24 protein-coding genes are annotated in these 24,114 nt (G+C 63.3%); 12 read left to right on the forward strand and 12 right to left on the reverse strand.

Going from position 1 to position 24,114, the window contains the following annotated elements:
- Positions 1-38: 38 nt before the first annotated feature.
- The 9 genes from OOT33_RS10605 to OOT33_RS10645 all read right to left on the reverse strand — a co-directional run bounded on the left by OOT33_RS10605 (position 39) and on the right by OOT33_RS10645 (position 7,581).
- Positions 39-929, reverse strand: coding sequence for a dienelactone hydrolase family protein (locus OOT33_RS10605; RefSeq protein ID WP_307749995.1), 891 nt, complete (start codon positions 927-929; stop codon positions 39-41).
- A 171-nt stretch (positions 930-1,100) separates the two neighbouring features.
- A complete protein-coding gene (locus tag OOT33_RS10610) occupies positions 1,101-1,739 on the reverse strand; it encodes a F0F1 ATP synthase subunit B (protein WP_307749996.1) in 639 nt (212 codons plus the stop codon).
- Positions 1,732-2,223, reverse strand: a complete 492-nt coding sequence (locus OOT33_RS10615) for an ATPase (RefSeq protein ID WP_307749997.1) — start codon at positions 2,221-2,223, stop codon at positions 1,732-1,734. The genes OOT33_RS10610 and OOT33_RS10615 overlap by 8 nt, the downstream gene beginning before the upstream one ends.
- A gap of 77 nt (positions 2,224-2,300) precedes the next feature.
- Positions 2,301-2,528, reverse strand: coding sequence for a F0F1 ATP synthase subunit C (locus OOT33_RS10620; RefSeq protein WP_070157997.1), 228 nt, complete (start codon positions 2,526-2,528; stop codon positions 2,301-2,303).
- A gap of 46 nt (positions 2,529-2,574) precedes the next feature.
- Positions 2,575-3,333, reverse strand: a complete 759-nt coding sequence (locus tag OOT33_RS10625; protein WP_307750363.1) for a F0F1 ATP synthase subunit A — start codon at positions 3,331-3,333, stop codon at positions 2,575-2,577.
- A 74-nt stretch (positions 3,334-3,407) separates the two neighbouring features.
- Positions 3,408-3,728, reverse strand: a complete 321-nt coding sequence (locus tag OOT33_RS10630) for an AtpZ/AtpI family protein (RefSeq protein ID WP_307749998.1) — start codon at positions 3,726-3,728, stop codon at positions 3,408-3,410.
- Positions 3,729-3,893: 165 nt separating this feature from the next.
- On the reverse strand, positions 3,894-4,289 hold the full coding sequence (locus OOT33_RS10635; RefSeq protein WP_307749999.1) for a DUF1318 domain-containing protein: 396 nt from the start codon (positions 4,287-4,289) through the stop codon (positions 3,894-3,896).
- On the reverse strand, positions 4,286-4,507 hold the full coding sequence (locus tag OOT33_RS10640) for a YnbE family lipoprotein (RefSeq protein WP_307750000.1): 222 nt from the start codon (positions 4,505-4,507) through the stop codon (positions 4,286-4,288). Before OOT33_RS10640 ends, OOT33_RS10635 begins: the two co-directional genes overlap by 4 nt.
- Complete coding sequence (locus OOT33_RS10645; protein ID WP_307750001.1) at positions 4,504-7,581, reverse strand: YdbH domain-containing protein; 3,078 nt, start codon at positions 7,579-7,581, stop codon at positions 4,504-4,506. The genes OOT33_RS10640 and OOT33_RS10645 overlap by 4 nt, the downstream gene beginning before the upstream one ends.
- A gap of 160 nt (positions 7,582-7,741) precedes the next feature.
- Between OOT33_RS10645 and radC the strand changes: the two genes are divergently transcribed.
- Positions 7,742-8,446 (forward strand): DNA repair protein RadC, encoded by a 705-nt coding sequence (radC, locus tag OOT33_RS10650; protein WP_307750364.1) that lies wholly within the window; start codon positions 7,742-7,744, stop codon positions 8,444-8,446.
- Between the two features lie 111 nt (positions 8,447-8,557).
- Here radC and OOT33_RS10655 read toward each other — a convergent pair whose 3' ends face one another.
- A complete protein-coding gene (locus OOT33_RS10655; protein ID WP_307750002.1) occupies positions 8,558-9,040 on the reverse strand; it encodes an EF-hand domain-containing protein in 483 nt (160 codons plus the stop codon).
- A 240-nt stretch (positions 9,041-9,280) separates the two neighbouring features.
- Here OOT33_RS10655 and purB point away from each other — a divergent pair, with 240 nt between their 5' ends.
- Positions 9,281-10,594 carry an adenylosuccinate lyase gene (gene purB, locus OOT33_RS10660; protein WP_307750003.1) on the forward strand — a complete coding sequence of 438 codons (1,314 nt, stop codon included), beginning with the start codon at positions 9,281-9,283 and terminating at the stop codon, positions 10,592-10,594.
- 6 nt (positions 10,595-10,600) lie between these two features.
- Here the strand turns inward: purB and OOT33_RS10665 are convergent, their stop codons facing one another.
- Positions 10,601-12,070: a methyl-accepting chemotaxis protein gene (locus tag OOT33_RS10665; RefSeq protein ID WP_307750004.1), complete on the reverse strand. Its 1,470-nt coding sequence runs from the start codon at positions 12,068-12,070 to the stop codon at positions 10,601-10,603.
- A gap of 387 nt (positions 12,071-12,457) precedes the next feature.
- Here OOT33_RS10665 and OOT33_RS10670 point away from each other — a divergent pair, with 387 nt between their 5' ends.
- The 10 genes from OOT33_RS10670 to OOT33_RS10715 all read left to right on the forward strand — a co-directional run bounded on the left by OOT33_RS10670 (position 12,458) and on the right by OOT33_RS10715 (position 21,799).
- Positions 12,458-14,329: a methyl-accepting chemotaxis protein gene (locus OOT33_RS10670; protein WP_307750005.1), complete on the forward strand. Its 1,872-nt coding sequence runs from the start codon at positions 12,458-12,460 to the stop codon at positions 14,327-14,329.
- 240 nt (positions 14,330-14,569) lie between these two features.
- The gene (locus OOT33_RS10675; protein ID WP_307750006.1) at positions 14,570-14,917 is read left to right on the forward strand and encodes a TonB family protein; all 348 of its coding nucleotides are present in this window, start codon (positions 14,570-14,572) and stop codon (positions 14,915-14,917) included.
- Positions 14,918-15,117: 200 nt separating this feature from the next.
- Entirely contained in the window at positions 15,118-15,462 is a 345-nt protein-coding gene (locus OOT33_RS10680; protein WP_307750007.1) for a lipopolysaccharide assembly protein LapA domain-containing protein, read from the forward strand.
- Entirely contained in the window at positions 15,459-16,133 is a 675-nt protein-coding gene (gene pyrF, locus OOT33_RS10685) for an orotidine-5'-phosphate decarboxylase (RefSeq protein ID WP_307750008.1), read from the forward strand. The genes OOT33_RS10680 and pyrF overlap by 4 nt, the downstream gene beginning before the upstream one ends.
- Entirely contained in the window at positions 16,130-16,654 is a 525-nt protein-coding gene (locus OOT33_RS10690; RefSeq protein WP_307750009.1) for a GNAT family N-acetyltransferase, read from the forward strand. Before pyrF ends, OOT33_RS10690 begins: the two co-directional genes overlap by 4 nt.
- A gap of 28 nt (positions 16,655-16,682) precedes the next feature.
- The gene (locus tag OOT33_RS10695) at positions 16,683-17,327 is read left to right on the forward strand and encodes a phosphoribosylanthranilate isomerase (protein WP_307750010.1); all 645 of its coding nucleotides are present in this window, start codon (positions 16,683-16,685) and stop codon (positions 17,325-17,327) included.
- 99 nt (positions 17,328-17,426) lie between these two features.
- Positions 17,427-18,656 (forward strand): tryptophan synthase subunit beta, encoded by a 1,230-nt coding sequence (gene trpB / locus OOT33_RS10700; protein ID WP_307750011.1) that lies wholly within the window; start codon positions 17,427-17,429, stop codon positions 18,654-18,656.
- Positions 18,653-19,465 carry a tryptophan synthase subunit alpha gene (gene trpA / locus OOT33_RS10705; protein ID WP_307750012.1) on the forward strand — a complete coding sequence of 271 codons (813 nt, stop codon included), beginning with the start codon at positions 18,653-18,655 and terminating at the stop codon, positions 19,463-19,465. The genes trpB and trpA overlap by 4 nt, the downstream gene beginning before the upstream one ends.
- Positions 19,462-20,316, forward strand: a complete 855-nt coding sequence (gene accD, locus OOT33_RS10710; protein WP_307750013.1) for an acetyl-CoA carboxylase, carboxyltransferase subunit beta — start codon at positions 19,462-19,464, stop codon at positions 20,314-20,316. The genes trpA and accD overlap by 4 nt, the downstream gene beginning before the upstream one ends.
- Positions 20,317-20,479: 163 nt before the next feature.
- A complete protein-coding gene (locus OOT33_RS10715) occupies positions 20,480-21,799 on the forward strand; it encodes a folylpolyglutamate synthase/dihydrofolate synthase family protein (protein WP_307750014.1) in 1,320 nt (439 codons plus the stop codon).
- Positions 21,800-21,861: 62 nt separating this feature from the next.
- On the opposite strand, the gene OOT33_RS10720 is transcribed toward OOT33_RS10715, so the two are convergent.
- A complete protein-coding gene (locus OOT33_RS10720) occupies positions 21,862-24,111 on the reverse strand; it encodes a tetratricopeptide repeat protein (protein WP_307750015.1) in 2,250 nt (749 codons plus the stop codon).
- Positions 24,112-24,114: the final 3 nt, after the last annotated feature.

Consider the following 24,114-nt stretch of genomic DNA (forward strand, 5'->3'; position numbering starts at 1 on the left):
AGCCTGATCCGACAGTGGGAGAGGTGATCCCTTCGATATCAGGTCAGCGCCGTCCTGAACAAGGCGAGCATCCGGCTCCACGCCTTTTCGGCCTGCTCCTTGTCATAGACCGGTGCGTCGATGGTGCACCAGCCATGCTGTGCGGGATAGACCTCGATCTCCGCCGTGCGCCCTGCCGCCTTTGCCGCTTCACGCAGCGCATCCTTGGTGGCGGGTTCGCGCGCGTCGTCGTTCTGCGCGATGGCGATCAGCAGCGCGGCCTTCATCTTCGGCAGCAGCAGGTGCGGGCTGTCCGCCGCAGTCGTGACGAGGCCGCCGCCATGAAACGAGGCAATCGCGCCCACATGATCCGGCCGCGCCGCCGCCGTGCGAAAGGTGAACGGCCCCCCCATGCAATAGCCGCTGCTGCCCATCTTGCGCTTGGCGTCAACGGCAGGCTGTTTGGCGAGCCAGTCGACGAAGCTGGCGGCGTCCGCGCTCGTTCCTGCGGGCGTGATGGCCGCGATCATCGGCTTGAGGCGCGCCTGCCCCTCTTCCGTCCACCATTCGGCGAGAGTGTTGAGGATTGGCGCCTTGGCAGAGCGGTAATATTGATTGACGACGAGCACCGCATAGCCCGCCTGCGCGAGGCGTGTGCCCATGACCTGATAGGCTTGGCGCAAGCCGGCGATATCGGGCCACAGGATGACGGCTGGGTGTCGCCCTTTTGCCTGATGCACGAAATAGGCATCGGCGGTGCCATCTGCCATCGGGATCGAAACCGTGCTGGCGGTCACCGCCGGTTCTGCCGTGCCGCTGGCCGCCATCGCCGCCCCGGGGAGCATCATCGCGACAGAGGCGCTCGCACCCAGCCCGGCAAATTCGCGGCGATCGAGCGCGCGCGCCTGCATCCAGCGGTCGTTTTCGGCTTCGGAGATTTCATCGCACATCGGATCGCCTTTCGCTCAGTCGGTGCCCAACCGCTGACCGCACAATATCCTCGGCGGGTCACTCCACAAGCCCTTTCCCGCCGCGCGTTGGTGATGCGCACAAAAAAACGGGCCGATGGCCACTCCGGCGCATCGACCCGTTCCTTGATCTGATCCGAAGCGGCAACCGCCTCAGTTAAGGCCGCCCAGCCCCTTGATCGCGCTGTCGACCATTGTCTTGTCGGCCTTGGCGTCGTGGTTCTGCGCGATCAGCGCGGCGGCGGCGCTGGTCGCGGCGCTGACGGCCTTGGCGCGGATGTCGGCAATGGCCGTGCGCTCGGCGGCGGCGATCTTGTCTTCCGCCATCTTCTGGCGGCGCTTCACCAGCGCGGCGGCATTGGTCTTGGCCTCTGCAACGAGGTTCGCGGCTTCGTCTTCGGCGCGGGCGCGCAGCGCTTCGGCCTCTTTCTCCGCTCCGGCGATCTTCTTCTGATACTCGGCCTTCAGCGCCTCCGCCTCGGCGCGCAGCTTGGCGGCCTCGTCGAGCTGGATGCGGATGCCCGCAATCTGGCCATCGAGCGCCTTGCCGATCACGGCGGGCACCTTCTTCCAGATCAACACGAGGATGAACACCGCCATCGCGATGCTGACGACGGTGGTTGCGTTGAGATACCCCCCCGCGCCGCCGATGGCCGGATCGGGCGCGTGATGCTCGGGCCCGCCTACCGCCTCGGTGGTGGCATGCACCTCGCCCTGAATGTCCTGCACCTTGTCGGCGTTTTCGAGGTTATGCGCCACAGCCGCGCTGCTCTCCGAAACATTGTCAACCATTGAGCGCCGCCTTCACTGCCGTCTTCGCCGCATCGGGCGTGATCGACACGCCCGAAATCCGGGCGACCATGTCCTGCGCGGCCTCGGCAGACACCGCCTCGATTTCCGCCAGCGCCTTGGCCGAGGCTGCGGCAATGGCCGCCTCCGCTTCGGCGAGCTTGGCCGCAATCTTCTTGTCCTCGGCAGCGACCTTCTTTTCCGCGTCCTTGGCCGCCTTGGCCTTGGCTGCGGCAACGATTGCCTGTGCCGAAGCGCGGGCTTCCGCGTCACGGGCGCGGTTCTGCTCTTCCAGCTCGTCCGCGCGGGCGAAGCTCGCCTTGGCGGTGGCGAGATCCTCGGCGATCTTTGCGTCGCGCGCATCGACCGTCGATTGCACCTTGGGCACCATGCCCAGGCCGATCACGAAGAATACGAAGCCGAACGTCAGCAGCAGCCAGAAGATCTGGGAGCTGTATGTCGCGGCCAACTGGGCTATCTGAGGCATTGCACCCGTCCCGTTAAGTCACACCATGAAGCGGGCGGGCGCTCAATGGCCCGCCCCGCCTTGTTCCGTCGCTGAAATCAGGCGACGAAGATCAGGATCATCGACACAACGAACGCCAGCAGGCCGAGAAGCTCGGCAGCGGCGAAGCCGATGAACAGGCGGCCCTGCTGGCCGTCAGCGGCCGAAGGGTTGCGCAGCGCGCTCTCGAGGAACGAGCCAAAAACATTGCCCACGCCCAGGGCGGCCATGCCCGCACCGATTGCTGCGAGACCGGCACCGATCAGCTTTGCGGCTTCTGCGTCCATAATGATAACTCCTTTTCTAAACTCGTCTTGAAGATGGATGGAAAACTCAGTGGAGATGCTCGGCGTCGTTGATGTAGAGCGACGTCAGCAGCGCGAAAACATAGGCCTGGATACAGGCGACCAGCATTTCGAGTGCGCTGATGCCGATCATCAGCGTGAAGCTGGGAATGCCGACCAGCGCGCCATAGCCCAGGCCCGCATTGGTTGAGTTGATGACGAACCCGGCGAGAACCTTGAGCAGCACGTGGCCCGCCGTCATCGCGACGAACAGCCGCAGGCCGAGCGAAAACGGGCGCACGAGGAACGACACCAGCTCGATCGGGAAGATCACCGGGATCATCGGCAGCGGCGTGCCATGCGGCACGAACAGCGAGAAAAAGTGCAGGCCATGCTTCCAGAAGCCGACGATCAGCACGATCGAAAAGCTCATGATCGCGAGGACGCCGGTAACGGTGAAGTGGCTGGTGAAGGTGAAGGGGTGCAGGCCGAAAAGGCCGATGGGCAGCAGGCCGAGCAGGTTCGCCATCAGGATGAACATGAAGATGGAGAAGACGTAGGGCACATATTTCTTGCCCGCCGCGCCCACATTTTCCATCATCAGCTTGTTGATGAAGCCGGTGAAAAACTCCACCGCCATCTGCCAGCGGCCGGGAACGAGCTGGCGCTTCATGCCACCGGCAACGAAGATCCACAGCACCACGGCCGTGATGACCATCCACAGCGCGCTGTTGGTGAACGCGATGTTGTAGCCGCCCAGCGCGAGATGATCGGTGCCGAACAGCGGCTCGATCGCAAACTGGTGCATCGGGTCGATTTTGCCGGATTCTGCTGCCACGCTTAGCCCCTAAAAAACCACTCTGTCCTGCGACGAAAGCGCCCTCATTCCTTCGGGCGCTGCATCGAAATCCTGTAGATGTTCCTGAAGGCCACGATAATCCCCAGAAAGAGGAAGACCAGCAGGAGCCAGGGCTGCGTGCCGAGGAAGTGGTCCAAAACCCACCCAACCAGCGCGCCGCCGGCAATCCCCCCGATCAGTTCGGCAAGAACCCGATTGCCGAGGCGGGTGTTTGCATCCGCCTGTTCATCGCGCTGGCCGGTCCTGATCCGCTCGGTCCGCTCGACTTGCTCGATTCGCTCTTTGAGCGAGGCAACGCGCGGGTCTTCGCCAACAGGGTCTTGCCCGGGTTCGTTTTCCGTCATTTCAGCCATCCTTCTCCAGCATGATGCCGGAAATACAACGCTTGAAACGCAAAAGCCGCACCCGTCAAGGCGCGGCCCGTTTAGAAAGGGGAAAGGTTCAAGTCAACCGGCCTTAGGGGTTGATCCGAAACAGGCCGCGTTGCGGCGTTTCGGCTGGTGCGGCCCTCATCCAGCCGTTGCGCAGTAATCGGGCAGGGCGATCGGGCCGCTGCCCTTGGTCTGCCACGGGCCGGTACCGATGCGATAGGCCTGCCCCGGCTTCACCCTCATGGAGAGCGTCTGGCATCCGGTGGCCGCGGCAACATCCGCAACGGTAACGCCGCGCTTGGCGGCGAGGTCGGTATAAGCTGCGCGGCGCTTGATGTTGATGGCGTTCACTTCCTCGCGCACAGCGTCGCTGACCGCGCCGACAATGCCGAGATAGCCGTCGGACTGCTCGCCAACCGATCCGGCGGAAAGCGCCTGCGCCACCGCGCCCTGCGCCCGCACAGGGCCGCTGAGGAGAGCACCGGCGGCAAGCGTGCCCAGCGCGGCGGCGATGAAAAGAGCTTTGCGTGTCATTGCGGAAACAACTCCGGGTTATTCTGGATGAGGTCCTGCGCGTCTTTCTGGAGGCGCACGATCACTTCCTGTTGAACCTTCACATTGAGGTTGATTTCGATCGGCCTGTCTGGCGCCTTCACCGTGATGCACCCGCCCAGAAGCAGGCAGGCCACCCCGATGCCAAACGCCTTTCCAGCCCGCAGACCGGCATCTCCCTCGCCCAATACAACGATCATTTCGTCTCCCCTGATGGCACAGTCTGGCTTTCGCCGGGCTGAACGGCAAGCCCATTTCGCTTCACCGGCGTGTAGCCCTCGCCCAGATGCTGGGATATCAGCAAGGATGGGTCGGTAAACGAACGCGCGGTGTTGATAAGCCCGCGGAACGGCGCGCTTATCTTGATGTTGAAGATGAACGGCAGGCCGACGAACTGCTGCGCGATCGGCTTGGGCACGCTGGAAAGCTCACCCCGGTTGACGCCGTTGAACGCCACCTGCGTCACCACCTCGCCGTCGATGGCGCCATCCATCAGGATGGTGAGGCACTTATATTGCAGGTCCTTCAGCGCATCGAAGGCGAGCCGCCCCATCCGCCCCAGATTTTCGTTGGACACTTGGCCCACATAAGCGAGGCGGCCGCCCTGGCGGGTGCGGTCGCACGGGATGCTCACTCCTTCGACATGATCGAGCACCAGGGGCGGCATGCCGGATTGCCGCGCCGTCAATATCCCGCCGACGATCCGTCCACCCTGCGCATCGAACACCATCGGCAGCAGCCCGTCGAACGTGCCGGTGGCGGAGATATTTTCCAGCTCCATCAGCTGGATGAATGCGCCCGCCTGCAGGCCCACCACGCGGAAGGTCATGGCGCGTGGCTTCTCGGCGCTCATGTCCATCACCGTGGGCAGCATAGAGAGCGCGCCGCCCGCGAACGGCCACTCGCCGCCCAAAATCTGCACCCGCTGGCCCGGCAGCAACGCATAGCGGATCAGCCCGTCGCGCACCTCTACGCCGGGGTTGATGGAGGCAAGGCGCATCTCCTGCGCTGGCGCGGTGACGAGGCCGAGCAGGTCGGTGAAATGCACCCGCGTTGAGAGGCCGCGCACCGGGCCGAATGCGGCGGCGAGATTGGTGCCGTCGGTAAGGAAGGTCCCGCTGCTTGTGACCTGTTGCGGTGTCCAGTCGATCCGCCCGCCGCCCGTCACCATGCCCTCGACATTGGCGACGACGCCGAGCGCGATGTGCGTGATCTCATCCGGCTGAAGCGCCTTGTCGAATCGCAGCGCGCCGATATCGAATTCCGCGCTGCCGCCGCCCGAATCCAGCACATGCCGCACCGATACCGTGGCGATGCGCCGCTCCCGCCCCGGCAGGTGCAGGCTGCCGCCGGCATCGATCCGCCCGTTGGCAAGGGTGAGGCGAAAATCCTCCGACTCGATCGGGTTGAACCGGTCGGGCGTCGCATCGTCTAGCACGAGGATGCGCCCTTTTAGCGCGAGCGCGCCGTTCGCGAACGTCCAGTCGGCGCGGCCTTCGCGCACCAGCAGCGGCACCGTGCCGATCTTCGCCTCGATGCCGCTTGCCGATCCGCTCAGCCCCGCCGCCAAGGCGCGCCCGTCCAGCCGCGCGGCGGAGAGCAGCACCGGCGCATCGCTGCGCCCCAGCCGCAGCCGCGCATCCGCCAGCGCAAAGCCGTCGCGCAGGCTGTAACGCGCGCTCCCGGCCTCCAGCCGCATGGGAGATTCGCCTATCCGCCCATTGAGGTTCGTCTGCCCCAAGGCAACGCCGCCGCCCGGCCGCCCGCCACGCCATACCAGCATCCCGCCATCGACGGGGCAGGCGCGCCCGGTATAGGCGTCTAGGCTGAGCGCGCCTGCCTTGAGGCCGCCGATGCGCAGGGGCGCGCAAGCGGGGTTGACGATCAATCCGCGCGGCCCCCATTCTGCCACCAGCGGCATCGCCAGCCCGCGCAGGCGTCCATCGGGCATCGGCCCATCGAGCGTGAAGGCGGTCGTGATCCGCGTTACCCCGCCCGCACGCGGCGCGAACCGTACTGACGCCAGCTCCAGCCGCGCGTCGCCTGCGGCATAGGGCTGGGCAAACATCTCGCCCGCCAAACCGCCCGCTGTTGGATGCAGCCGCAAGGCAAGCTCTGGCAGGCCACCACCGCTGGCCGTCATTCCTCCTTCGAGCGCCCAGCGCATGTCGGGAAGCGACAGGTCAATCCGTCCGCCGTCACTCAGCGCGATCCGCCCGCCGCGCCCGCCTGTCAGCCCGAGCGCGTTGATCTTCAGCGCGGCCTTGCTGCCCTGCTGGCCGAATGTGAAACGGCTCTCCAAACGGTTGTCTGCCTGCAGCGCGCCCACACTGTCCGCCAGCCTGGCGAGCAGGGGTCCTACAGGCGTGGATGCGGTGCTGCGCGCCGCTGCTCGCAAGGCCTGCGCATCCAATCCCTTCATGCTCAGGCCGCGCGCGTCGAACGCTCCCTCGCCGCGTGTTCCCTTGGCATTGCCTTCAAAGCTCAGGCGCAGGCGGGGCGTGGATGCGAGCAGCCCCGGTGCCCGCGCCGCGCGCGCCTCGCCCACAAGGCTTCCCTGCCATGCGTCCAGCGCAGGAGATAATGTTACATCGGGTTGGATCGCCAGCCCTGCCAGCGTCATCCCCCCACATCCCAGCGCCCCCGCGCGCACCGGGCCAGAGAGGCGCGGCGCCCCGCCATCGTGCATTTCCACGTGGAAAAAGCCACTGACAAGCGGCGTGACGCACCCCCCTGCCTTCACGTCCCGCATCAACGCCGCCGCCGTGCCGGCAAACCCGCCGTGCAGTTCCCCTGCTCCGCTCAGCGCAAGGCCAAGTGGCCCCAGTGGCGTCTCGATCCGCGCCCGCGCATCCTCCAGCGTCAGGTCGATATCGGGCAGGCTGAATGGCGCGGTTGACTGGGGATCGCGAAATTTGTCCAGCTCGCCCAGGTGCAGCCCGCTCGCATCCGCCCGGCCGAACACCCGCACTCCGCGCGCCCGCACCGCCACCACGCGCGGCGCGCGCAGGCCATAGCCAATGTCCACCTCGACAGACCGTGCGACAAGGTCCGGCCGCGCGGGATCCCCCAGAACGAGGTTCTCGATCCGCTGGGTACGCAGCGCGATCTGGCTGACCCGATAACTTGCCCGCACCCCGCGTTCGGCGAGCGCGCGTTCAATATAATGCTCCGCCACCGGCACGCGCCGCAGCCACAGGACCGCGAGTGCCGCTATCAGCAGCAAGCCCAGGAGCGCGACGATCCGGCGTGTCATGAGGGAGGATACGCGCATCGAACCGTAATTATCCTTGCGGGTGCATTTGGCAACGCTTAGCCAGAGGCACATGAATGGTGACTTGCCCGAAAAGGATATGCAAGCGGAACGGCTGAACGATGCCGGATTTCGCCCCCCGGCGGCGGCCAGCCTCCTTGCCGAGTTGCCGGATATCGGGATGGCTCCGGAGCGGGCGTGCGAAAAGCCGGAGTCGCACCACGGCACCGGTCATCGCGCCCGCCTGCGCCAGCGCCTTGCCGAAGGCGGGCCAGAGGCGCTGCTCGATCATGAACTGGTCGAATATCTGCTGGCGCTCGCCATTCCCCGGCGGGACACCAAGCCGCTCGCCAAGGCGCTGATCGCGCATTTCGGCGGCATCAATGGCGTGCTGACCGCTGAGTGGGAAGCGCTGTGTCGCTTTCCCGGCATGGGCGAAACCAGCACGGCAGCGCTGAAGATCGCGCAGGCGGCGGCGCTGCGCCTGCTGCGCGCGCCCGTGGCGCAACAGCCAATTCTCTCCAGCTGGCAGGCATTGCTCGATTATCTGCGCGCCGACATGGCTCACCTCAAGATCGAGCGGGTACGCGTGCTGCATCTCAACGCGCGCAATATGCTTATCCGCGACGAGCATATGGCCGACGGCTCGGTTGATCAGGCGGCGATCTACACGCGCGAGGTGATCCGGCGCGCTATCGATCTCGGCTCGACTTCGCTCATTCTCGTGCACAACCATCCCAGCGGCTCGCCGCAGCCGAGCAAGCAGGACATTGCCGTTACCCGCAACATCATGGAGGCGGGCAAGCGTCTCGGCATCACGGTGCACGATCACATCATCATCGGCACCGAGGGGTATAGCAGCATGCGGACAATGGGTCTGTTCTGAAAAGAGTTCGGCCCACCCCCATACTCACCAGGTGGGCGTGGGAAGTGGGCCGTGGCGCGATCCGAGGCGCCTTATGCTTATGCAGTCAACAAGACCGCGTCTGGCGGGTGATTACCCGCCAAGATATGTGGTCAGTTCGCCTTTTGTGACGCTCTTGCTCTTGTCAGCGTCGGCGGTAGTGAACGCGGCTGTCGCCCATGCACTCAGCTCGTCGCTGGTCGCGGTCTTGCCGGTGGCCTGAAGCTCTTTGCTCTTGAGGTCCAGCACCCATTTTGAAAACTCGGCTTTGTCGAGCTGGCCCGATTTGTCCGCGTCGTAGGTTGGGAATTCCTGGTCAACCACGGCTGCGACCTGAGCGCCGGTGGCTTGAGTGCCGCCGGCTGCGGCGCTTCCCGATGCGCTACCATTGGAAGTGGTTCCGGAAGATGTCGTTCCGGTCGAGGTAGTCCCGGCAGGTCCAGTGGAAGGCATCGTGCTGCCCGACGTGCTGCCCGGTGTGGTTTGCGTAGGGCCAGAAACCGGGTCGGTCGCCGTTTGCGCCATCAGCGTCGCCGGGGCCGCCAGCGCTACACCGGCCATAAGTAAACGAATCATCATATTGCTCCTTCGGAATATCTTTTCGTACCACCCGCCCCTGCCTCAAAATGGCTGTATCGACCCCGAGTTCAACCCACGATTATCGCCGCTCCGCCGCTCACCCGCCCCAACGCGTCGGTCCGCCGCGCCGCCGTGCGATATTTGCGACACCGCGTGTCCAGGGCATGCCATTGCCGCGCGCCCTGCATGCTGCTAGGCGGCCGGTCGTTCCGAACAGCATTTGAAGAAGAGTCGACCATGGTCCCACGCTATGCCCGCCCTGCAATGTCTGCCATCTGGGAGGCGGAAAACCGCTTTCGGATATGGTTCGAGATCGAGGCGCATGCCACTGAGGCTTTGGCCGAATTGGGCGTGGTGCCCAAATCCGCCGCCAAGGCATTGTGGGACTGGTGGGCGACGAATCCGGCGATTGATGTTGCCGCGATTGACGCGATTGAGGCGGTCACCAAGCATGATGTGATCGCGTTTCTCACCTGGGTGGCCGAGCAGGTGGGCGAGGAAGCGCGCTTTATGCACCAGGGCATGACCAGCTCCGACGTGCTCGACACTTGCCTTGCTGTGCAACTTGCGCAGGCGAGCGATCTGCTGCTTGCTGACATCGATGCGCTGCTCGAAGCCATCAAGCGCCGCGCTTACGAGCACAAGATGACGCCGACCATCGGTCGCAGCCACGGCATTCATGCAGAGCCAGTGACCTTCGGTCTCAAACTGGCGGAGGCTTATGCCGAGTTTTCCCGCTGCAAGGCGCGGCTGCAGGCCGCCCGGGCGGACATCGCCACCTGCGCGATATCGGGCGCTGTCGGTACCTTTGCCAATATCGACCCGCGCGTAGAGGCGCATGTCGCGGCGAAGCTTGGCCTCGTTGTCGAACCCGTCTCAACCCAGGTGATCCCGCGTGACCGGCACGCAATGTTCTTCGCGACGCTCGGCGTGATCGCCTCTTCAATCGAACGGCTCGCGGTCGAGGTGCGGCATTTGCAGCGTACCGAGGTGCTGGAGGCGGAGGAATATTTCTCGCCCGGCCAGAAGGGCAGCTCGGCCATGCCGCACAAGCGCAACCCGGTGCTGACCGAAAACCTAACCGGCCTCGCGCGCATGGTGCGCAGCGCCGTGGTGCCCTCGATGGAGAATGTCGCGCTTTGGCACGAGCGAGATATTTCGCACAGTTCGGTCGAGCGGTTCATCGGGCCGGATGCCACCATCACGCTCGATTTCGCGCTGACGCGCCTCACCGGCGTGATCGACAAGCTGCTCGTCTATCCAGAGCGGATGATGAAGAACCTCGACCGCATGGGCGGCCTCGTCCATTCGCAGCGCGTGCTGCTGGCTCTGACACAAGCGGGGGTTTCGCGCGAGGACTCTTACCGATATGTCCAGCGCAACGCGATGAAGGTGTGGGAGTCGGACGGGCAGCTGTCGCTGATGGAACTGCTGAAGGCTGATCCCGAAGTCGCTGCCGCGCTTTCTGCACAGGAGATCGAGGACAAGTTCAACCTCGATTATCACTACCGCCAGGTCGACACCATCTTCGCCCGCGTGTTCGGAGAGTGATGGCGGTTAGGCTGCCTTCCGCCCGCTGAAGCCGCGCTTCCACATCCCTTGCTCGCCCGCCGGACGGAGCTTTTCGCGCCGCTCAAGCAGGAACCTGTCGACCAGCTGCTTCAGCGTGTTCGCCTGGTTGGTGAGTGCGCGGGAGGCGGCGTTGGATTCCTCGACCATCGCGGCATTCTGCTGGGTTGTAACGTCCATTTCAGCGACTGAGCGGCTGACGCGCTTGAGGCTGTCTGCCTGCCTGTCGGCAAATTCGGCAATCTCCTGCGCCTGCGTGGTGGCTTCGCGTACCTGCTGGATGATCTGTTCCAGCGCCTTGCCGGTCTGTCCGACGAGTTCGACGCCCTCGTGCACGTCGGTACCGGATTTGGCGATGAGCTGCTTGATGTTCTTCGCCGACTCGGTGGTGCGGTGCGCCAGTGCGCGTACTTCGCTCGCTACCACGGCAAAGCCCTTGCCCGCTTCCCCGGCACGCGCCGCCTCCACACCCGCATTGAGGGCGAGGAGATTGGTCTGGAAGGCTATGCCTTCGATGACCTCGGTAATCTGCGCAATTTCCTCAGACGAACTCTTGATCTTGTCCATCGCGGTTACCGCGCTCTCCACGATCTCACCGCCCTTGCAGGCCTCGGTGTTGGCATTCGCCACGCTGTGATTCACCTGCTTGGCATTGGCGGCGCAGGTGATCATGCCTTCGGTGATTTCCTTCATGACATCCGTTGTGCTGGCGAGCGCGGAGGATTGCTGCTCGGTGCGCATGGCAAGGTCGTTCGCCGCCGCGCTGATCTGCCCGGAGCCGGTGTTGATATTATCGGCTGTGTCGGCGATCTGCTCGATGATGTCGCTGATCCTGCGGCGCATCGATTGGAAGTCTTCAGCCAGGGTAGTATAGCCTGCGGGCAAGTCGTTCAGCTGGGCACGCAGATCGCAGTCCGCGACCTTGGCGAGCGCGTCGCCGACAGACGCCAGTACCATATTGCGATCGCGCTGCTCGGCTGCAGAATAGGCTGAAAGGGCCGCCTCCATGTCAAGCATCGCGGTCTTGACCAGCGTGCCGATCATGGCGCCCACCTCCCGCCCGTTGAGGCGCTTGTGGATGCCGCCGGAAAGGGCAGCGCCAATGATCTCTTCGAGAACCAGCGCGTAGCCGCCGATGTAATAGGAAGGCGCAAGGCCCACCCGGGCATGAACCTCGCCGATATTGGCTGACCGCGCCTTGGCTGCCGAGTCGAACTCGCCCGAAAAGAGCTGAACCCAGTGGTGGTACTGGGCGCTTGCCGCGCGGTCTCGGATCTCCTTGTTGGGCATCAGCGATGCCGTGACAGGGTGACTGCCAATGCGCGTATATAACTTGTTCAGCGCCTTATCCGCCGCACGCTCGACAAGAGACCTGATCTTCGGGAACACTTTGTAATTCTGCTCCGTAAGGTCCACGAAGGCATGGTCTTGGCTGTTTGCGTTGTAGTTCGCGGGCATGACTCTCTCTCCTCAGAACAAGGATGGATGGCTTGGCGTTCTTGATGTGGGCGAGCGAAATTTAGACCCCAACGTCATTTCGCTCTTTGACCCTTATCCCTAATCGGCATTGGTTGACGGATCATTAATATCGTTTGTTTTCATAGGGTAGCATGCTTCCCTCACCGCCTCTGTTGCACCAGCCGCAGTCCGGATTGCGCCTCATCTATAGTGTATGAGGCGATCAGGCTCCTACTTTGGATGAGACCATGATCGTTTCAGGCGACTCAGCCTGAAACGATCATGGTCTAGTGACCGCTTTCCCATGGTTTCGGGCGCAGTTACCAAATATCAAGGCTTAGCTGATAGGAACCCCCTCCAAAGAGGTTCTTGTAAAGGATATAAGCCGTGCCCAAGGGTATAACCATATCAGCGAAAATGCTGTTCGCATTCGTGGCGCTTCTGGCGCTCGTTGCGGCCATCGGCGGTTTCGCGATGATGAAAATAGGCGAGGTGAACAAGCTCTCCGCTGAAATGCGGTCCAATACGCTGCCTGCCACGCAGCTGATTGGCGACATTCACGCCTACACCTCGCAATATCGCATTCAGCAAAGCGGCATTGTTACCGCGCCGACGCCGGAATCCAAGGCAAAGGCGGAAAAGATGATCCGCAATGCCAGCAACGCGATCTCGGGCATGATGGACGATTATGAGAAGCTGCTCACCACCAAGGAGCAGAAGGACCTCTTCGCCACGCTGAAGACCAATTGGGCGCAATATCAACAGCAGACCGACCAGCTGATCGCACTGGCACAGGCCAATGACCCGGCTGCCGCGATGATGTTTGAAGGCGAGTCGCTCGACATGTTCTACACCGTCGAGGATTCGATCCTGCAGCTCATCGACAATAGTCAAAAAAGCGGTCAGGCCATCAGCGCCAAGAGTGAGAGCATTTATGCCGAATCCCGCAGAACTCTGATCGGGGCTATCGGTCTGGGCCTCGTCGTTACGCTGTTGCTGTCGGCCATATTGATGCAGACGATCGCCAAGCCGATCAAGAAAATGGCTGGCTCCGTCGGCCTACTGGTGGAAGGCGATCTCTCGGTAGAGATTCCCGGCATGAAGCGCAGTGACGAGCTGGGAAGCCTCGCCCGCGCTCTGGACAGCTTCAAGGATCTGTTCGAGGCCGACAAGCGCCGTGCCGAAGCCGAAGCAATCCGCGCCCGCGAAACGGAAGAGACGATCAACGCCATCGGCGCGGGACTCTCTGCTCTTGCCAAGGGCCAGCTCACCCATCGCGTGGACGAGAACGCCAATGGTCCGCTCGCCAAGCTCTACAACGACTATAACGACGCCCTGTCGCATCTTCAGGATGCGATGATGCAGATCGTCGATGGCTGCAACACGATCAAGAATGGCACCAACGAGATCGCGCAGGCATCGTCCGATCTGTCGCTGCGTACCGAGCGTCAGGCCGAGTCGCTGGCGCACACCTCGAAGACTCTGGGCGAGTTCACCGGCTCGGTGAAGGTCGCGGCGGACAATGCCCGCCAGACCAGCAGCCGCCTTGCCGTCGCCCGCGAATCGGCGGAAAAGGTCGATGAAACCGCCAAGCGCGCTGCCGTTGCCATGCGCAACATCCAGGCATCGTCGAAGGAAATGAACGAGATCATCTCGACCATCGACGGCTTGGCGTTCCAGACCAACCTGCTCGCGCTCAATGCGGGCGTGGAAGCGGCTCGTGCCGGGGCGTCGGGCGCTGGCTTCGCGGTCGTCGCGACCGAGGTGCGGCACCTGGCTCAGCGGTCCGCCGAGGCGGCGAACTCGATCCGCCAGCTTGTCGCCACCTCCAGCTCGCAGATTACCGAGGGCGTGTCGCTGGTGGAAAACAGCGGTGAGGCGCTCCGCCAGATCGTGACGGAAGTGACCGAGGTTTCAGACCTCATGGACGAGATTGCGGCAGCTGCGGCGCATCAGGCGAGCGGCCTTGCGGAAATCTCCGACATGGTCACCGCCATGGATACCGCCACACAGCAGAACGCGGCGATGGTGGAGGAGAGCACCGCCAGCTCGCGCAATCTCAATGATGAGACCGAGCGCCTGTTCGAGCAGCTTTCGTTCTTCGAGCTGGGCCGTTCGGCCGGGTATACCGGTGGTCTGGGGGTTTCCGCGCCATCCTATGAAGAACGCGGCCCAAGCCCGCGCAAGGTGGCGTCCGCGCCTGCCAGCCATGGCAATCTCGCGCTGAGCATGGACGAGGACGACTGGGCCGAATTTTAACCCGTCGGCGATAGCCGTCACGATACGCCTCTTTGAACGGCTCGGCCTCCTTACGGAAGCCGGGCTGTTCTTTTTTGCGAGCCGTGAACCGTCAGCCCGGACAGCTGGAGTAACGGAGATATTACAAGGGTTAACGCCAATTTTACCATGCCCGTAAAGCGCATTTTATTGGCCTGGGCCTATACGGAAGTCACCGGTTCAATCTTCATGAAAAATGAAGCTCAGGAAGGAATACGCATAATGTTCAAGAAATACGCAGGCAAAGTCATGGTCGCAGCCATTGTCGCCGCAGTCGCCACCCCCGCTTTTGCTCAGCCCGCCGCCTGGCAGCAGGCCGTTGCGCGCGCCATCGCTTCCAAGCAGACCTACCCCCGCGCGGCGCAAATGCGCGGCGACGAGGGCACCGTGAAGGTGAAGGTCTATGTCAGCGCCACCGGCGCCGTTGAGAAGACCGAGCTTGTCGCACCCTCGGGCTCGTCCGTGCTGGATCGCGAAGCCCTGGCGCTGCCGACCAAGGTCGGCACCCTTCCGGCCCCTCCGGGTGGCGCGGCCGCAGTTGTCCTGCCGCTGACCTACAAGCTGATGTAATATCGACACAGGTCGAATTTCATAGCTGGCTTCGGCCCGCCCTTTCCTCCCGCCGGCAACCGGTCATGGCGGAGGAAGCGGCGGGCCGTTTTATTTTCCCTCAGTCCTAACATCTGTCCAGCGTCGCCGTGTCATCCGGCTCTGGCAAAGCGCGCAGAATGCGCCTAAGCTCTTGCCGCAGTTGCGCATGAGGATATGGCATGCAGATGCTGAGAACCATTTTCTGGGTAGTGGTAGCCGTGGCGCTCGCGCTGTTCACTAAGGCGAACTGGGAGGCGGCAGCGCCGATCATTCCTGGCCGTGTCGCGGTAAAGCTGTGGGGCGATGCGGTGATGGAGGCGAGGCTACCGATCCTGATCCTGTTCGCTTTTCTGCTGGGATTGGTGCCGACTTGGGCGTGGGGCAGCGCGGTCAAATGGCGCTTGCGGCGTCGGCTTGCCAGCGCGGAGCGGGCGCTCGAGAGCATCACCACGCAGCAGCGCGCCACCGATCCAGCCATGCCCGGCGCCCCTGCTTCCCTCGCCCCTTCATCGGAACAGCCATGACCAGCCCGATCTACGTTGCTATCGACACGCCAGACCTCGCCCGAGCGCAAAATCTCGCAAAGAGCGTCCACAGGCATGTCGGCGGCATCAAGCTCGGCCTCGAATTCTTCTGCGCCAACGGGCATCATGGCGTGCACGAAATGGCGAAGATCGGCCTGCCCATCTTCCTCGACCTCAAGCTGCACGACATCCCCAACACTGTGGCGAAGGCCGTGCAGGCACTGCACGTGTTGGAGCCAGCAATTCTGACCGTCCACGCCGCCGGAGGGCGGGCGATGCTGGAAGACGCCAAGGCGGCGGCCGGGGTTCATACCAAGGTGGTGGCGGTGACGGTGCTTACCAGCCTTGATGCCAGCGACCTCAACGAGATCGGCGTTGCCCGCAACGCCGCCGCGCAGGTGGAGCGTTTGGCTGACCTCGCGCAGGACGCTGGGCTGGATGGTATCGTCTGTTCGGGCGAGGAGGTTGGCCTGATTCGCAAACGCTGGCCCGGCGGTTTCTTTGTCGTGCCCGGGGTCCGCCCGGCCGGAGGCGCGATGGGCGACCAGAAGCGGGCCGTCACGCCGCGCGCGGCCATTGATGCGGGCGCATCGATCATCGTCGTCGGGCGGCCAATATCTCAGGCCAAGGATCCGGACATGGCAGCGCGGGAGATCGAGGCCACCTTGTGAGCAGGACGACAGTCGCGGTCCGCCCTGCCGAGCATGCAGATATCTCTGCGCTCCACGCCGTGATCCAGCGCGCCTATCGCGGAGACAGCGCCCGCACAGGCTGGACGCACGAGGCGGATCTGCTCGACGATGAACGGATTACGCAGGCAGCACTGGTAGCAATTGTCGAGGATCCAACCTCACTGCTGCTTATCGCGGAGCGAGACGGCGCAATAATCGGCTCCGTGCAGTTGACAGACAAGGGCGCGGGCGAAGTCTATCTTGGCCTGTTCTGTATCGATCCCGCCATGCAGCGGGGAGGGCGGGGCCGCGCGCTGCTTGCCGCTGCGGAGAATATGGCGCGCCGCCGCCTTGGCGCGAAGACGATGACAATGACGGTGATCGACTGTCGTCCCGAGCTGATCGCCTATTATATCCGCCGCGGCTATCGCGAGGCGGCGTGGGGTCTCGATTTCATAGTGCCGCACGACCCTCCACTGTTCATGACACGCCTGGAAAAAACTCTAGGCGCTTTCCCTTGAGCAGCTAGGCCGGTAAACCGCGCCGATCATGCCCCGAATCGCCATCAAGATCTGCGGCCTATCGACGCCGGAAACGCTCGATGCGGCACTGAAGGCGGGCGCGAGTCATGTCGGTTTCGTCCATTTCTCCAAAAGCCCGCGTCATGTGGAAGCCGAACGACTGGCGCAAATTGCCGCGCGCGTGCCGGATCATGTGATGAAGGTGGGCGTCGTTGTGAACCCGGACGACGCCCTTGTAGACCAGCTGATACAGGCCGGTCGGCTTGATGCGCTTCAGCTCCATGGGCACGAACCGCCCCAGCGGCTCGCCGCCATCCGATCGCGCTTCCCCGCGCTGAAGCTGTGGAAGGCTATCCCGGTAAAGACCGCATCCGATATCGCCAGCGCCGCCTCCTATGCGCAGCTGGCGGACCTTATCCTGTTTGATGCCAAGACTCCTGATCATGCAGACCTGCCAGGCGGCATGGGCCTGCGCTTCGACTGGAACCTGCTCTCCGGCTATCGCGCGCCTGGCCCCTGGGGGCTTTCGGGAGGGCTTGACCCCGCGAATGTGGCGGAAGCCATCCGCATCACCCGCGCGCCGCTTGTCGATGTTTCCTCTGGCGTGGAAAGCGCACCGGGCATCAAGGATGTGGACAAAATCGCCGCCTTCTGCAAAGCGGCTGTGTCATGACAACGGACGTATCAGGATTCCTGCCGACACGATGGCGTTGATCGCTCTCCCACCCGGATCGAAGCGACTGCCCCACCGTGCCATAAAACGAGTATTGCCATGACTGTTCCCAACCCGTTGCCAAATTCTCTTCGCAGCCAGCCCGATGATCGCGGCCATTTTGGCCAGTTCGGCGGGCGCTATGTCGCCGAAACGCTGATGCCGCTCATTCTGGAGCTGGAAAAGGAATATCGCCGCGCCAAGGCGGACCCCGCCTTCGAGCAAGAGTACCAGTATCTTCTCCGCCAATATGTAGGGCGCCCCAACCCGCTTTATTTCGCGCAGCGCCTGACGGAAGACCTCGGCGGCGCGAAGATTTACCTGAAGCGCGAGGAGCTCAATCACACCGGCGCGCACAAGATCAACAACTGCATCGGCCAGATCTTGCTCGCGAAGCGCATGGGCAAGACGCGGATCATCGCGGAGACGGGCGCGGGCCAGCATGGCGTCGCCACCGCGACCGTCGCCGCGCTGTTCAATATCCCCTGCACCATCTTCATGGGCGCGGTCGATGTCGCGCGCCAGCAGCCCAATGTGTTCCGCATGAAGCTGTTGGGCGCGGAAGTGCGCGCGGTGGAGAGCGGCACCGCCACCTTGAAGGATGCGATGAACGAGGCGCTGCGCGACTGGGTCGCGAATGTGCACGACACTTTCTACATCATCGGCACCGTCGCCGGGCCGCATCCTTACCCTGAACTGGTGCGGGATTTCCAGAGCGTGATCGGCAAGGAAACCCGAGCGCAAATGATGGAGGCTGAGGGCCGCCTGCCCGATATGGTGCTGGCTTGCGTTGGCGGCGGATCGAATGCCATCGGCATGTTCCACCCGTTCCTTGATGATCCGGAGGTTGCGATCGTCGGCGTGGAGGCGGCGGGGCGCGGCATAGAGCTGGGCGACGGGCATCACGCAGCCAGCATCGCGGGCGGCGCGCCGGGCGTGCTCCATGGGAACAAGACCTTCCTGCTACAGGATGAGGACGGCCAGATTACTGACGCGCACAGCATTTCGGCGGGCCTCGATTATCCTGGCATTGGCCCGGAACATGCCTGGCTGCATGAAATCGGCCGCGCGCGCTATGTCTCCGTCACCGACGACGAGGCGCTCGAGGCGTTTCAGAAACTCTGCCGCCTCGAAGGCATCATCCCCGCCCTCGAGAGCGCCCACGCCCTCGCCGCTCTGGAAAAACTAGCGCCGCAAATGGGCAAGGACCAGATCATCGCGGTGAACCTCTCTGGCCGGGGAGACAAGGACATCTTCACCGTCGCCAAGGCGCTGGGGGTGGAGATATGAGCGACCGCATCGCCGATGCCTTCGCCCATGCGCGCGCCGAAGGGCGCGCAGCGCTCGTCACCTTTGTCACCGGCGGCGATCCGACGCCGCAAGACACCGCCGCCGTGCTCGATGCGCTGGTCGAAGGCGGCGCGGACCTCATCGAGCTGGGTATGCCGTTCACCGATCCGATGGCCGATGGCACCGCGATCCAGCTCGCCAATCTGCGCAGCCTTGGAGCGGGGACAAAGACGGCGGACATCTTCGCCATCGCGGGTGCCTTCAGGCAACGCCATCCCCTTATCCCGCTGATCCTGATGGGCTATGCCAATCCGATGATCCGGCGCGGGGCGGAGTGGTTTGCGGCGCAAGCCAGGGCTGCGGGCGTCGATGGCGTGATCTGCGTCGACATCCCGCCCGAAGAAGACGCCGAGCTCGGCCCCGCCCTGCGCGCAGCAGGCGTCCACCTCATCCGCCTAGCCACACCGACGACGGATGTCGCCCGCCTGCCCGCGGTGCTGCAAGGGTCTGGCGGCTTCCTCTATTATGTCTCGGTCGCGGGCATCACCGGCAAGCAGCAGGCGGCGCAGGCAAGCATCGAGCAGGCGGTTGAGCATCTGAAATCCGGCACCGATCTGCCCATTGCCGTCGGCTTTGGCGTCCGCACGCCAGAACAGGCAGCCGCCATCGGGCGCGTCGCGGATGGCGTTGTGGTTGGCTCGGCGATTGTCGAGATCGTCGGCCAGCATGGTGCCGCTGCCGCCCCTCATGTGAAGCAATATGTCGGCTCGCTGCGCGCGGCCCTCAACGCAAAGGAACCTGCCCGATGAGCTGGCTCAGCCGCGTCCGCAAGGCAATCCCCTTCATCGCCAAGAAGGAAACCAGCGCTGATACGCTGTGGCAAAAGTGTCCCGGTTGCCATCAGATGATCTTCACCCGCGAGTGGGAGGAGAATTTGTCGGTCTGCCCGAAGTGCGATCATCATGGCCGCATCGGCCCGAAGGAGCGGTTTGCGCAAATCCTCGACGAGGGCAGCGTCAAGACCATGGCGGTCCCTCAGGTGAAGGAAGACCCGCTCAAGTTCCGCGACAGCAAGAAATATACCGACCGCATCAAGCAGGCGCGCGCCGCCACCGGCGATCATGACGCCCTTATCAACGCCTGCGGCACTGTCGATGGCCAGCCGATCGTCATGGGCGTTCAGAACTTCGCCTATATGGGCGGATCGATGGGCGTCGCGGTTGGCGCGGCGTTTGTTCAGGGCGTGGAGGAAGCAATCGCGCGCAAATGCCCCTATGTGATTTTCACGGCGGCGGGCGGTGCGCGCATGCAGGAGGGCATCCTTTCGCTGATGCAGATGCCGCGCGCGACGGTGGCGATCCAGAAGCTGCACGAGGCTGGCCTGCCCTATATCGTGGTGCTGACCGACCCCACTACCGGCGGTGTGACGGCCAGCTATGCGATGCTCGGCGACATTCAGATCGCGGAACCGAACGCGCTGATCGGTTTCGCCGGCCAGCGCGTGATCGAGAGTACGATCCGCGAAAAGCTCCCCGAAGGGTTCCAGCGCGCCGAATATCTCCTCGCCCACGGCATGATCGACATGGTGGTGCACCGCAAGGAGCTGAAGAAACGGATCGCGCAGGTGGCATGCTATCTGATGCCGAAAAAGGCGGCGTAAACTTCCGCTGTGTCGATAGAGGCGACCGAAATTCAGTTCAGGTGGAGCCGAGAATGGTGAGTTTCGAGAACCGGAGCGCAGCGTACTTAAAGGTACGTGAGCACCGGAAGCGCAGAAAGTCGGCTTTCGCAGGCCCGCATGGGCTGAATTTTGGTCGCCTCTGATGGCTGATCACGCCGTTTCCGATGACCCTGCCGTTCAGGCGCAGCTGGATCGGCTCGCCAGCCTTTCTCCCGGCGCGGATGTGCTCGGGCTGGACCGGATCACGCGGCTCCTTGCAAATCTTGGCAACCCGCACCTCTCCCTGCCGCCGGTCTTCCATGTCGCCGGGACCAACGGCAAAGGCTCCACCTGCGCATTCCTGCGCGCGGCATTGCAGGCCGAGGGGTATAGCGTTCACGCCTATACCTCACCGCATCTTGTGCGCTTCAACGAGCGTATCCGCCTGAACGACAGCCTGATCGACGACACCCGCCTTGCCGCATATCTTCAGCGCGTGCTGGATGTTGCGGGCGACATCAGCCCCAGCTTCTTTGAGGCGACGACCGCCGCCGCATTCCTCGCCTTTGCCGAGCATCCGGCCGATGCCTGCATCATCGAGGTTGGTCTGGGCGGCAGGCTGGATGCCACAAATGTGATCCCCACGCCTGCGGTTTGCGGCATCGCGCAGCTCGGCATGGATCACGAGGCGTTTCTGGGGACCGACCTCAAGACCATAGCAGCGGAGAAAGCGGGCATAGCCAAGACGGGTGCCCCGCTCGTCACGCTGGATTACGAGCCGCATATCGCTGCCGTGATCGCGGAAAAGGCGGCAGCAGCAGGTGCGCGCTGGCTGCCGATGAAAAATGCGTGGGATGCCGCACCCTATCGCGAGCGCCTGCATTATCGCGATGACGCGGGACGTATCGACACGCCGCTGCCGCGTCTGGCCGGGCCGCATCAGGTGATCAACCTTGCGCTCGCCCTAGCAATGCTGCGCCACCAGCAGGCGCTGCGGATTGGCGAAGCCGCGCTCCATGCCGCGCCGCTCTGGGCGCACTGGCCCGCGCGGCTGCAACGGCTAAGCCAAGGGCCGCTGGTGGAGCGGCTTGGAGCGGAGCGGGCTATCTGGCTTGATGGCGGGCATAATCCGGCGGCCGGTGAAGCCATCGCTCGCTTTTTCGACGCCGAGCCGGCGGGCGGCAATAAGCTCACTCTGCTCGTCGGCATGCTGGCGAACAAGGACATGGCGGGCTTCCTCGCGCCGTTGAAGGCGCATATCTGCGCGATCCACAGCGTGCCGGTAGACGGTCATGCGCATTACGGAGCAGAGGCATTCGCGGCTTTGGCGGATCAGTGGGGCATAGCGCACACCGCCCATGCCGATCTTGGCGCGGCGGCAGACTATATTTGCCAGACGGAGCCAGGCTCACCGCTGCTCATCACCGGCTCGCTCTATCTGGCGGGCATGGTGCTGAAGGCCAACGACCAGTGGCCGGATTAGCAGGCGTTCGCGGACGAAGATAAGATCAGGTCAGACAGCGGGAGCGATGCCTGCCATAGTCCTTATGCAACAATCCTGATGTCGTCCGGAGCCTGCCCTTTGCAAAAGCGATCATAAGCGGCGAGATAGCCTGCCTCAATGTTGCGGACGAAGCGCTCGGTATCGAACAGGGGGCTGGAGAGGCGATTGGCGGCAAGGCGCTCGCGCAGCTCTTTCAGCTTCTGGGGGTTGGTCGCCAGCTCCAGCGCCTTGGCCTCATAGGCCTCCGAGGTTTCGACCGCCAGCTCCGGCAGGCCCACAGCATGCAGCAGGCTGCCCGCCACGCGCGCAGCAAAGCCTTTGCCCATTCGCGTCAGCAGCGGCAGGCCGCCCCACAGGGCATCACTCGCGGTAGTGTGGGCGTTGACGTTGAACGTGTCGAGAAACAGGTCGGCCAGATGCTGGCGGGCAAGGTGCTCGTCAACCGGCATCGGCTCGGCGAAAATGACGCGGGCCGGGTCTACGCCACGCCGCTCTGCCTCCTTGCGCAGATTGGCCTCGGCCCAGCGATTCGCCTTATAGAGCCAGAGCACGCTGCCTTCCACCTGTTCGAGCAGGCGCATCCAGATATCGAACTCTTCCGGCGTGATCTTGTAGCTGCTGTTGAAGCAGGCAAAAACGAACGCATCTTCCGGCAGGCCCATGTCCGCGCGGGTGAAGGGACGTGCGGAAATTTCGCGGCAATTGTCGTTCGGCTGATAGCAATGCGGCATATACAGCATATTTTCGGAATAATGCGCCCGCCGCTCCTGAGGGATAGTGACCGCATCGGCGATCATATAATCGATGAAGTCCGCGCCTGATGTGCCCGGATAGCCGAGATAGCTGATCTGTATCGGTGCCGCGCCATATGCGAATATGCCCAAGCGCTTCCCTTTGGTGTGGCCCATCAGGTCCACAGCAATATCTATGCCGCACTCGCGGGCGCGCGCGGCTATGGCCCCGTCGTCGAAATGGTCGATCTGATGGAAAACGTCCACTGCGCCCACCAGCCGCTCGTGCATCGCGTCGTGGACCTGCTTGCCGTAAGAGAAGGCGTGAACCTCGAAGCGCGACCGGTCGTGCATTTCGAACAGCCGGGCAATCAAGTGCATGACCGCGTGGCTCCAGAAGTCGGCAGAAAAATAGCCGATGCGTATCTTTTTCCCTGGGTCGGACGCTGAAGGCACGAAAGGATGGCGCTTGATGTTTCCTTTTATCATCGCTGCGGCACATTCCGAACGTGTCCTGTGCCTCGCGGGGTCATCTTCCAGAGATAGCATGCCCCAGACCGCCGTTTTGCCCAATGTCGGTATGCGGTCCGCCGCCGAGGCAATCGCCTCCCAGTCGCACATCTGCGCCTGCTGATGGAGTTTCGCGCACCAGGCGAGGTCATCGTTCGGGTCGGCGGCGATGGCCCGATCGAAAGACAATATCGCCTCATCACGCAGGTCAAAGCCGAGCAATATATTGGCAAGCTCGCGATGGGCCTCGGCATTGTCCGGTGCGTGAACGATCGCGCGCTCCAGCGCCATGATGGCCTCACCCTTTTTACCTTGATCATTATACAAACGGCCAAGGTTGAAGTGCGCCGTTGCGCTGGTCGGCTGAAGGGCAAGCGCCTGTTTGTAATAGGCGACCGCAGTATTGTTGTTGCCGATGTCGCGGAACGCGTTGCCGAGATTGATGTAGGCGTCGATGTAATCGGGCCTCAGCTTGAGTACACCCTGTAGCGCGGCTATCGCTTCGTGAGGGGCGCCCCGTGCGACATAAAGCGCGCCGAGATTGTTATAGGCGTCCGCATAATCCGGCTTGTGAGCAATGGCAGCCTCATAGCTCGCCAGCGCGTCGTCTTCCTTACCCAAATCCTGCAACACGCGGGCGAGATTATAGTGCGCTTCTGCGCAATCCGGACTTACGGCAACGGCGTTGCGGAAGGACGCTGCGGCGCTCTCCAGATTTTTGCAGGCGTAATGGATCCGGCCCACGCCATCGTGCAGCAATACCGAGCGCGGGTAGCTCTCGATCAGCGCTTCACCCACAGAAAGCGCTTCCTCCAGCCGCCCCGCATTCAGCAATGCGAGGAAATGATCGGTATCCTGCGGCGGGGGCGCGCCGTCGAGCGCGACGGCCTCGCCCCGTGCCTTGCGGAGCGCCTCCAGACCCTGGCGCGCGCGGACGTTCTTCGGAAATTCCAGCAGCACCGCTTCATAAATCTGCTGGGCGGATTCGAACTCACCCCGCCTGGCGCAGCGCTTCGCGTTCATGAACATCGTTTCGAGAGGCTTGCCCATGGT

It is taken from the genome of Sphingobium sp. DEHP117 (assembly GCF_030867385.1).
Taxonomy (GTDB): Bacteria; Pseudomonadota; Alphaproteobacteria; order Sphingomonadales; family Sphingomonadaceae; genus Sphingobium.

Excerpts from the sequence above, each read along its gene's own strand:
- OOT33_RS10605 (WP_307749995.1), bottom strand. The coding sequence starts at position 929 with ATGTGCGATGAAATCTCCGAAGCCGAAAACGACCGCTGGATGCAGGCG.
- OOT33_RS10610 (WP_307749996.1), bottom strand. The coding sequence starts at position 1,739 with ATGGTTGACAATGTTTCGGAGAGCAGCGCGGCTGTGGCGCATAACCTC.
- OOT33_RS10615 (WP_307749997.1), bottom strand. The coding sequence starts at position 2,223 with ATGCCTCAGATAGCCCAGTTGGCCGCGACATACAGCTCCCAGATCTTC.
- OOT33_RS10620 (WP_070157997.1), bottom strand. The coding sequence starts at position 2,528 with ATGGACGCAGAAGCCGCAAAGCTGATCGGTGCCGGTCTCGCAGCAATC.
- OOT33_RS10625 (WP_307750363.1), bottom strand. The coding sequence starts at position 3,333 with ATGCACCAGTTTGCGATCGAGCCGCTGTTCGGCACCGATCATCTCGCG.
- OOT33_RS10630 (WP_307749998.1), bottom strand. The coding sequence starts at position 3,728 with ATGACGGAAAACGAACCCGGGCAAGACCCTGTTGGCGAAGACCCGCGC.
- OOT33_RS10635 (WP_307749999.1), bottom strand. The coding sequence starts at position 4,289 with ATGACACGCAAAGCTCTTTTCATCGCCGCCGCGCTGGGCACGCTTGCC.
- OOT33_RS10640 (WP_307750000.1), bottom strand. The coding sequence starts at position 4,507 with ATGATCGTTGTATTGGGCGAGGGAGATGCCGGTCTGCGGGCTGGAAAG.
- OOT33_RS10645 (WP_307750001.1), bottom strand. The coding sequence starts at position 7,581 with ATGCGCGTATCCTCCCTCATGACACGCCGGATCGTCGCGCTCCTGGGC.
- radC (WP_307750364.1), top strand. The coding sequence starts at position 7,742 with ATGGCTCCGGAGCGGGCGTGCGAAAAGCCGGAGTCGCACCACGGCACC.
- OOT33_RS10655 (WP_307750002.1), bottom strand. The coding sequence starts at position 9,040 with ATGATTCGTTTACTTATGGCCGGTGTAGCGCTGGCGGCCCCGGCGACG.
- purB (WP_307750003.1), top strand. The coding sequence starts at position 9,281 with ATGGTCCCACGCTATGCCCGCCCTGCAATGTCTGCCATCTGGGAGGCG.
- OOT33_RS10665 (WP_307750004.1), bottom strand. The coding sequence starts at position 12,070 with ATGCCCGCGAACTACAACGCAAACAGCCAAGACCATGCCTTCGTGGAC.
- OOT33_RS10675 (WP_307750006.1), top strand. The coding sequence starts at position 14,570 with ATGTTCAAGAAATACGCAGGCAAAGTCATGGTCGCAGCCATTGTCGCC.
- OOT33_RS10680 (WP_307750007.1), top strand. The coding sequence starts at position 15,118 with ATGCAGATGCTGAGAACCATTTTCTGGGTAGTGGTAGCCGTGGCGCTC.
- pyrF (WP_307750008.1), top strand. The coding sequence starts at position 15,459 with ATGACCAGCCCGATCTACGTTGCTATCGACACGCCAGACCTCGCCCGA.
- OOT33_RS10695 (WP_307750010.1), top strand. The coding sequence starts at position 16,683 with ATGCCCCGAATCGCCATCAAGATCTGCGGCCTATCGACGCCGGAAACG.
- trpB (WP_307750011.1), top strand. The coding sequence starts at position 17,427 with ATGACTGTTCCCAACCCGTTGCCAAATTCTCTTCGCAGCCAGCCCGAT.
- trpA (WP_307750012.1), top strand. The coding sequence starts at position 18,653 with ATGAGCGACCGCATCGCCGATGCCTTCGCCCATGCGCGCGCCGAAGGG.
- accD (WP_307750013.1), top strand. The coding sequence starts at position 19,462 with ATGAGCTGGCTCAGCCGCGTCCGCAAGGCAATCCCCTTCATCGCCAAG.
- OOT33_RS10715 (WP_307750014.1), top strand. The coding sequence starts at position 20,480 with ATGGCTGATCACGCCGTTTCCGATGACCCTGCCGTTCAGGCGCAGCTG.
- OOT33_RS10720 (WP_307750015.1), bottom strand. The coding sequence starts at position 24,111 with ATGGGCAAGCCTCTCGAAACGATGTTCATGAACGCGAAGCGCTGCGCC.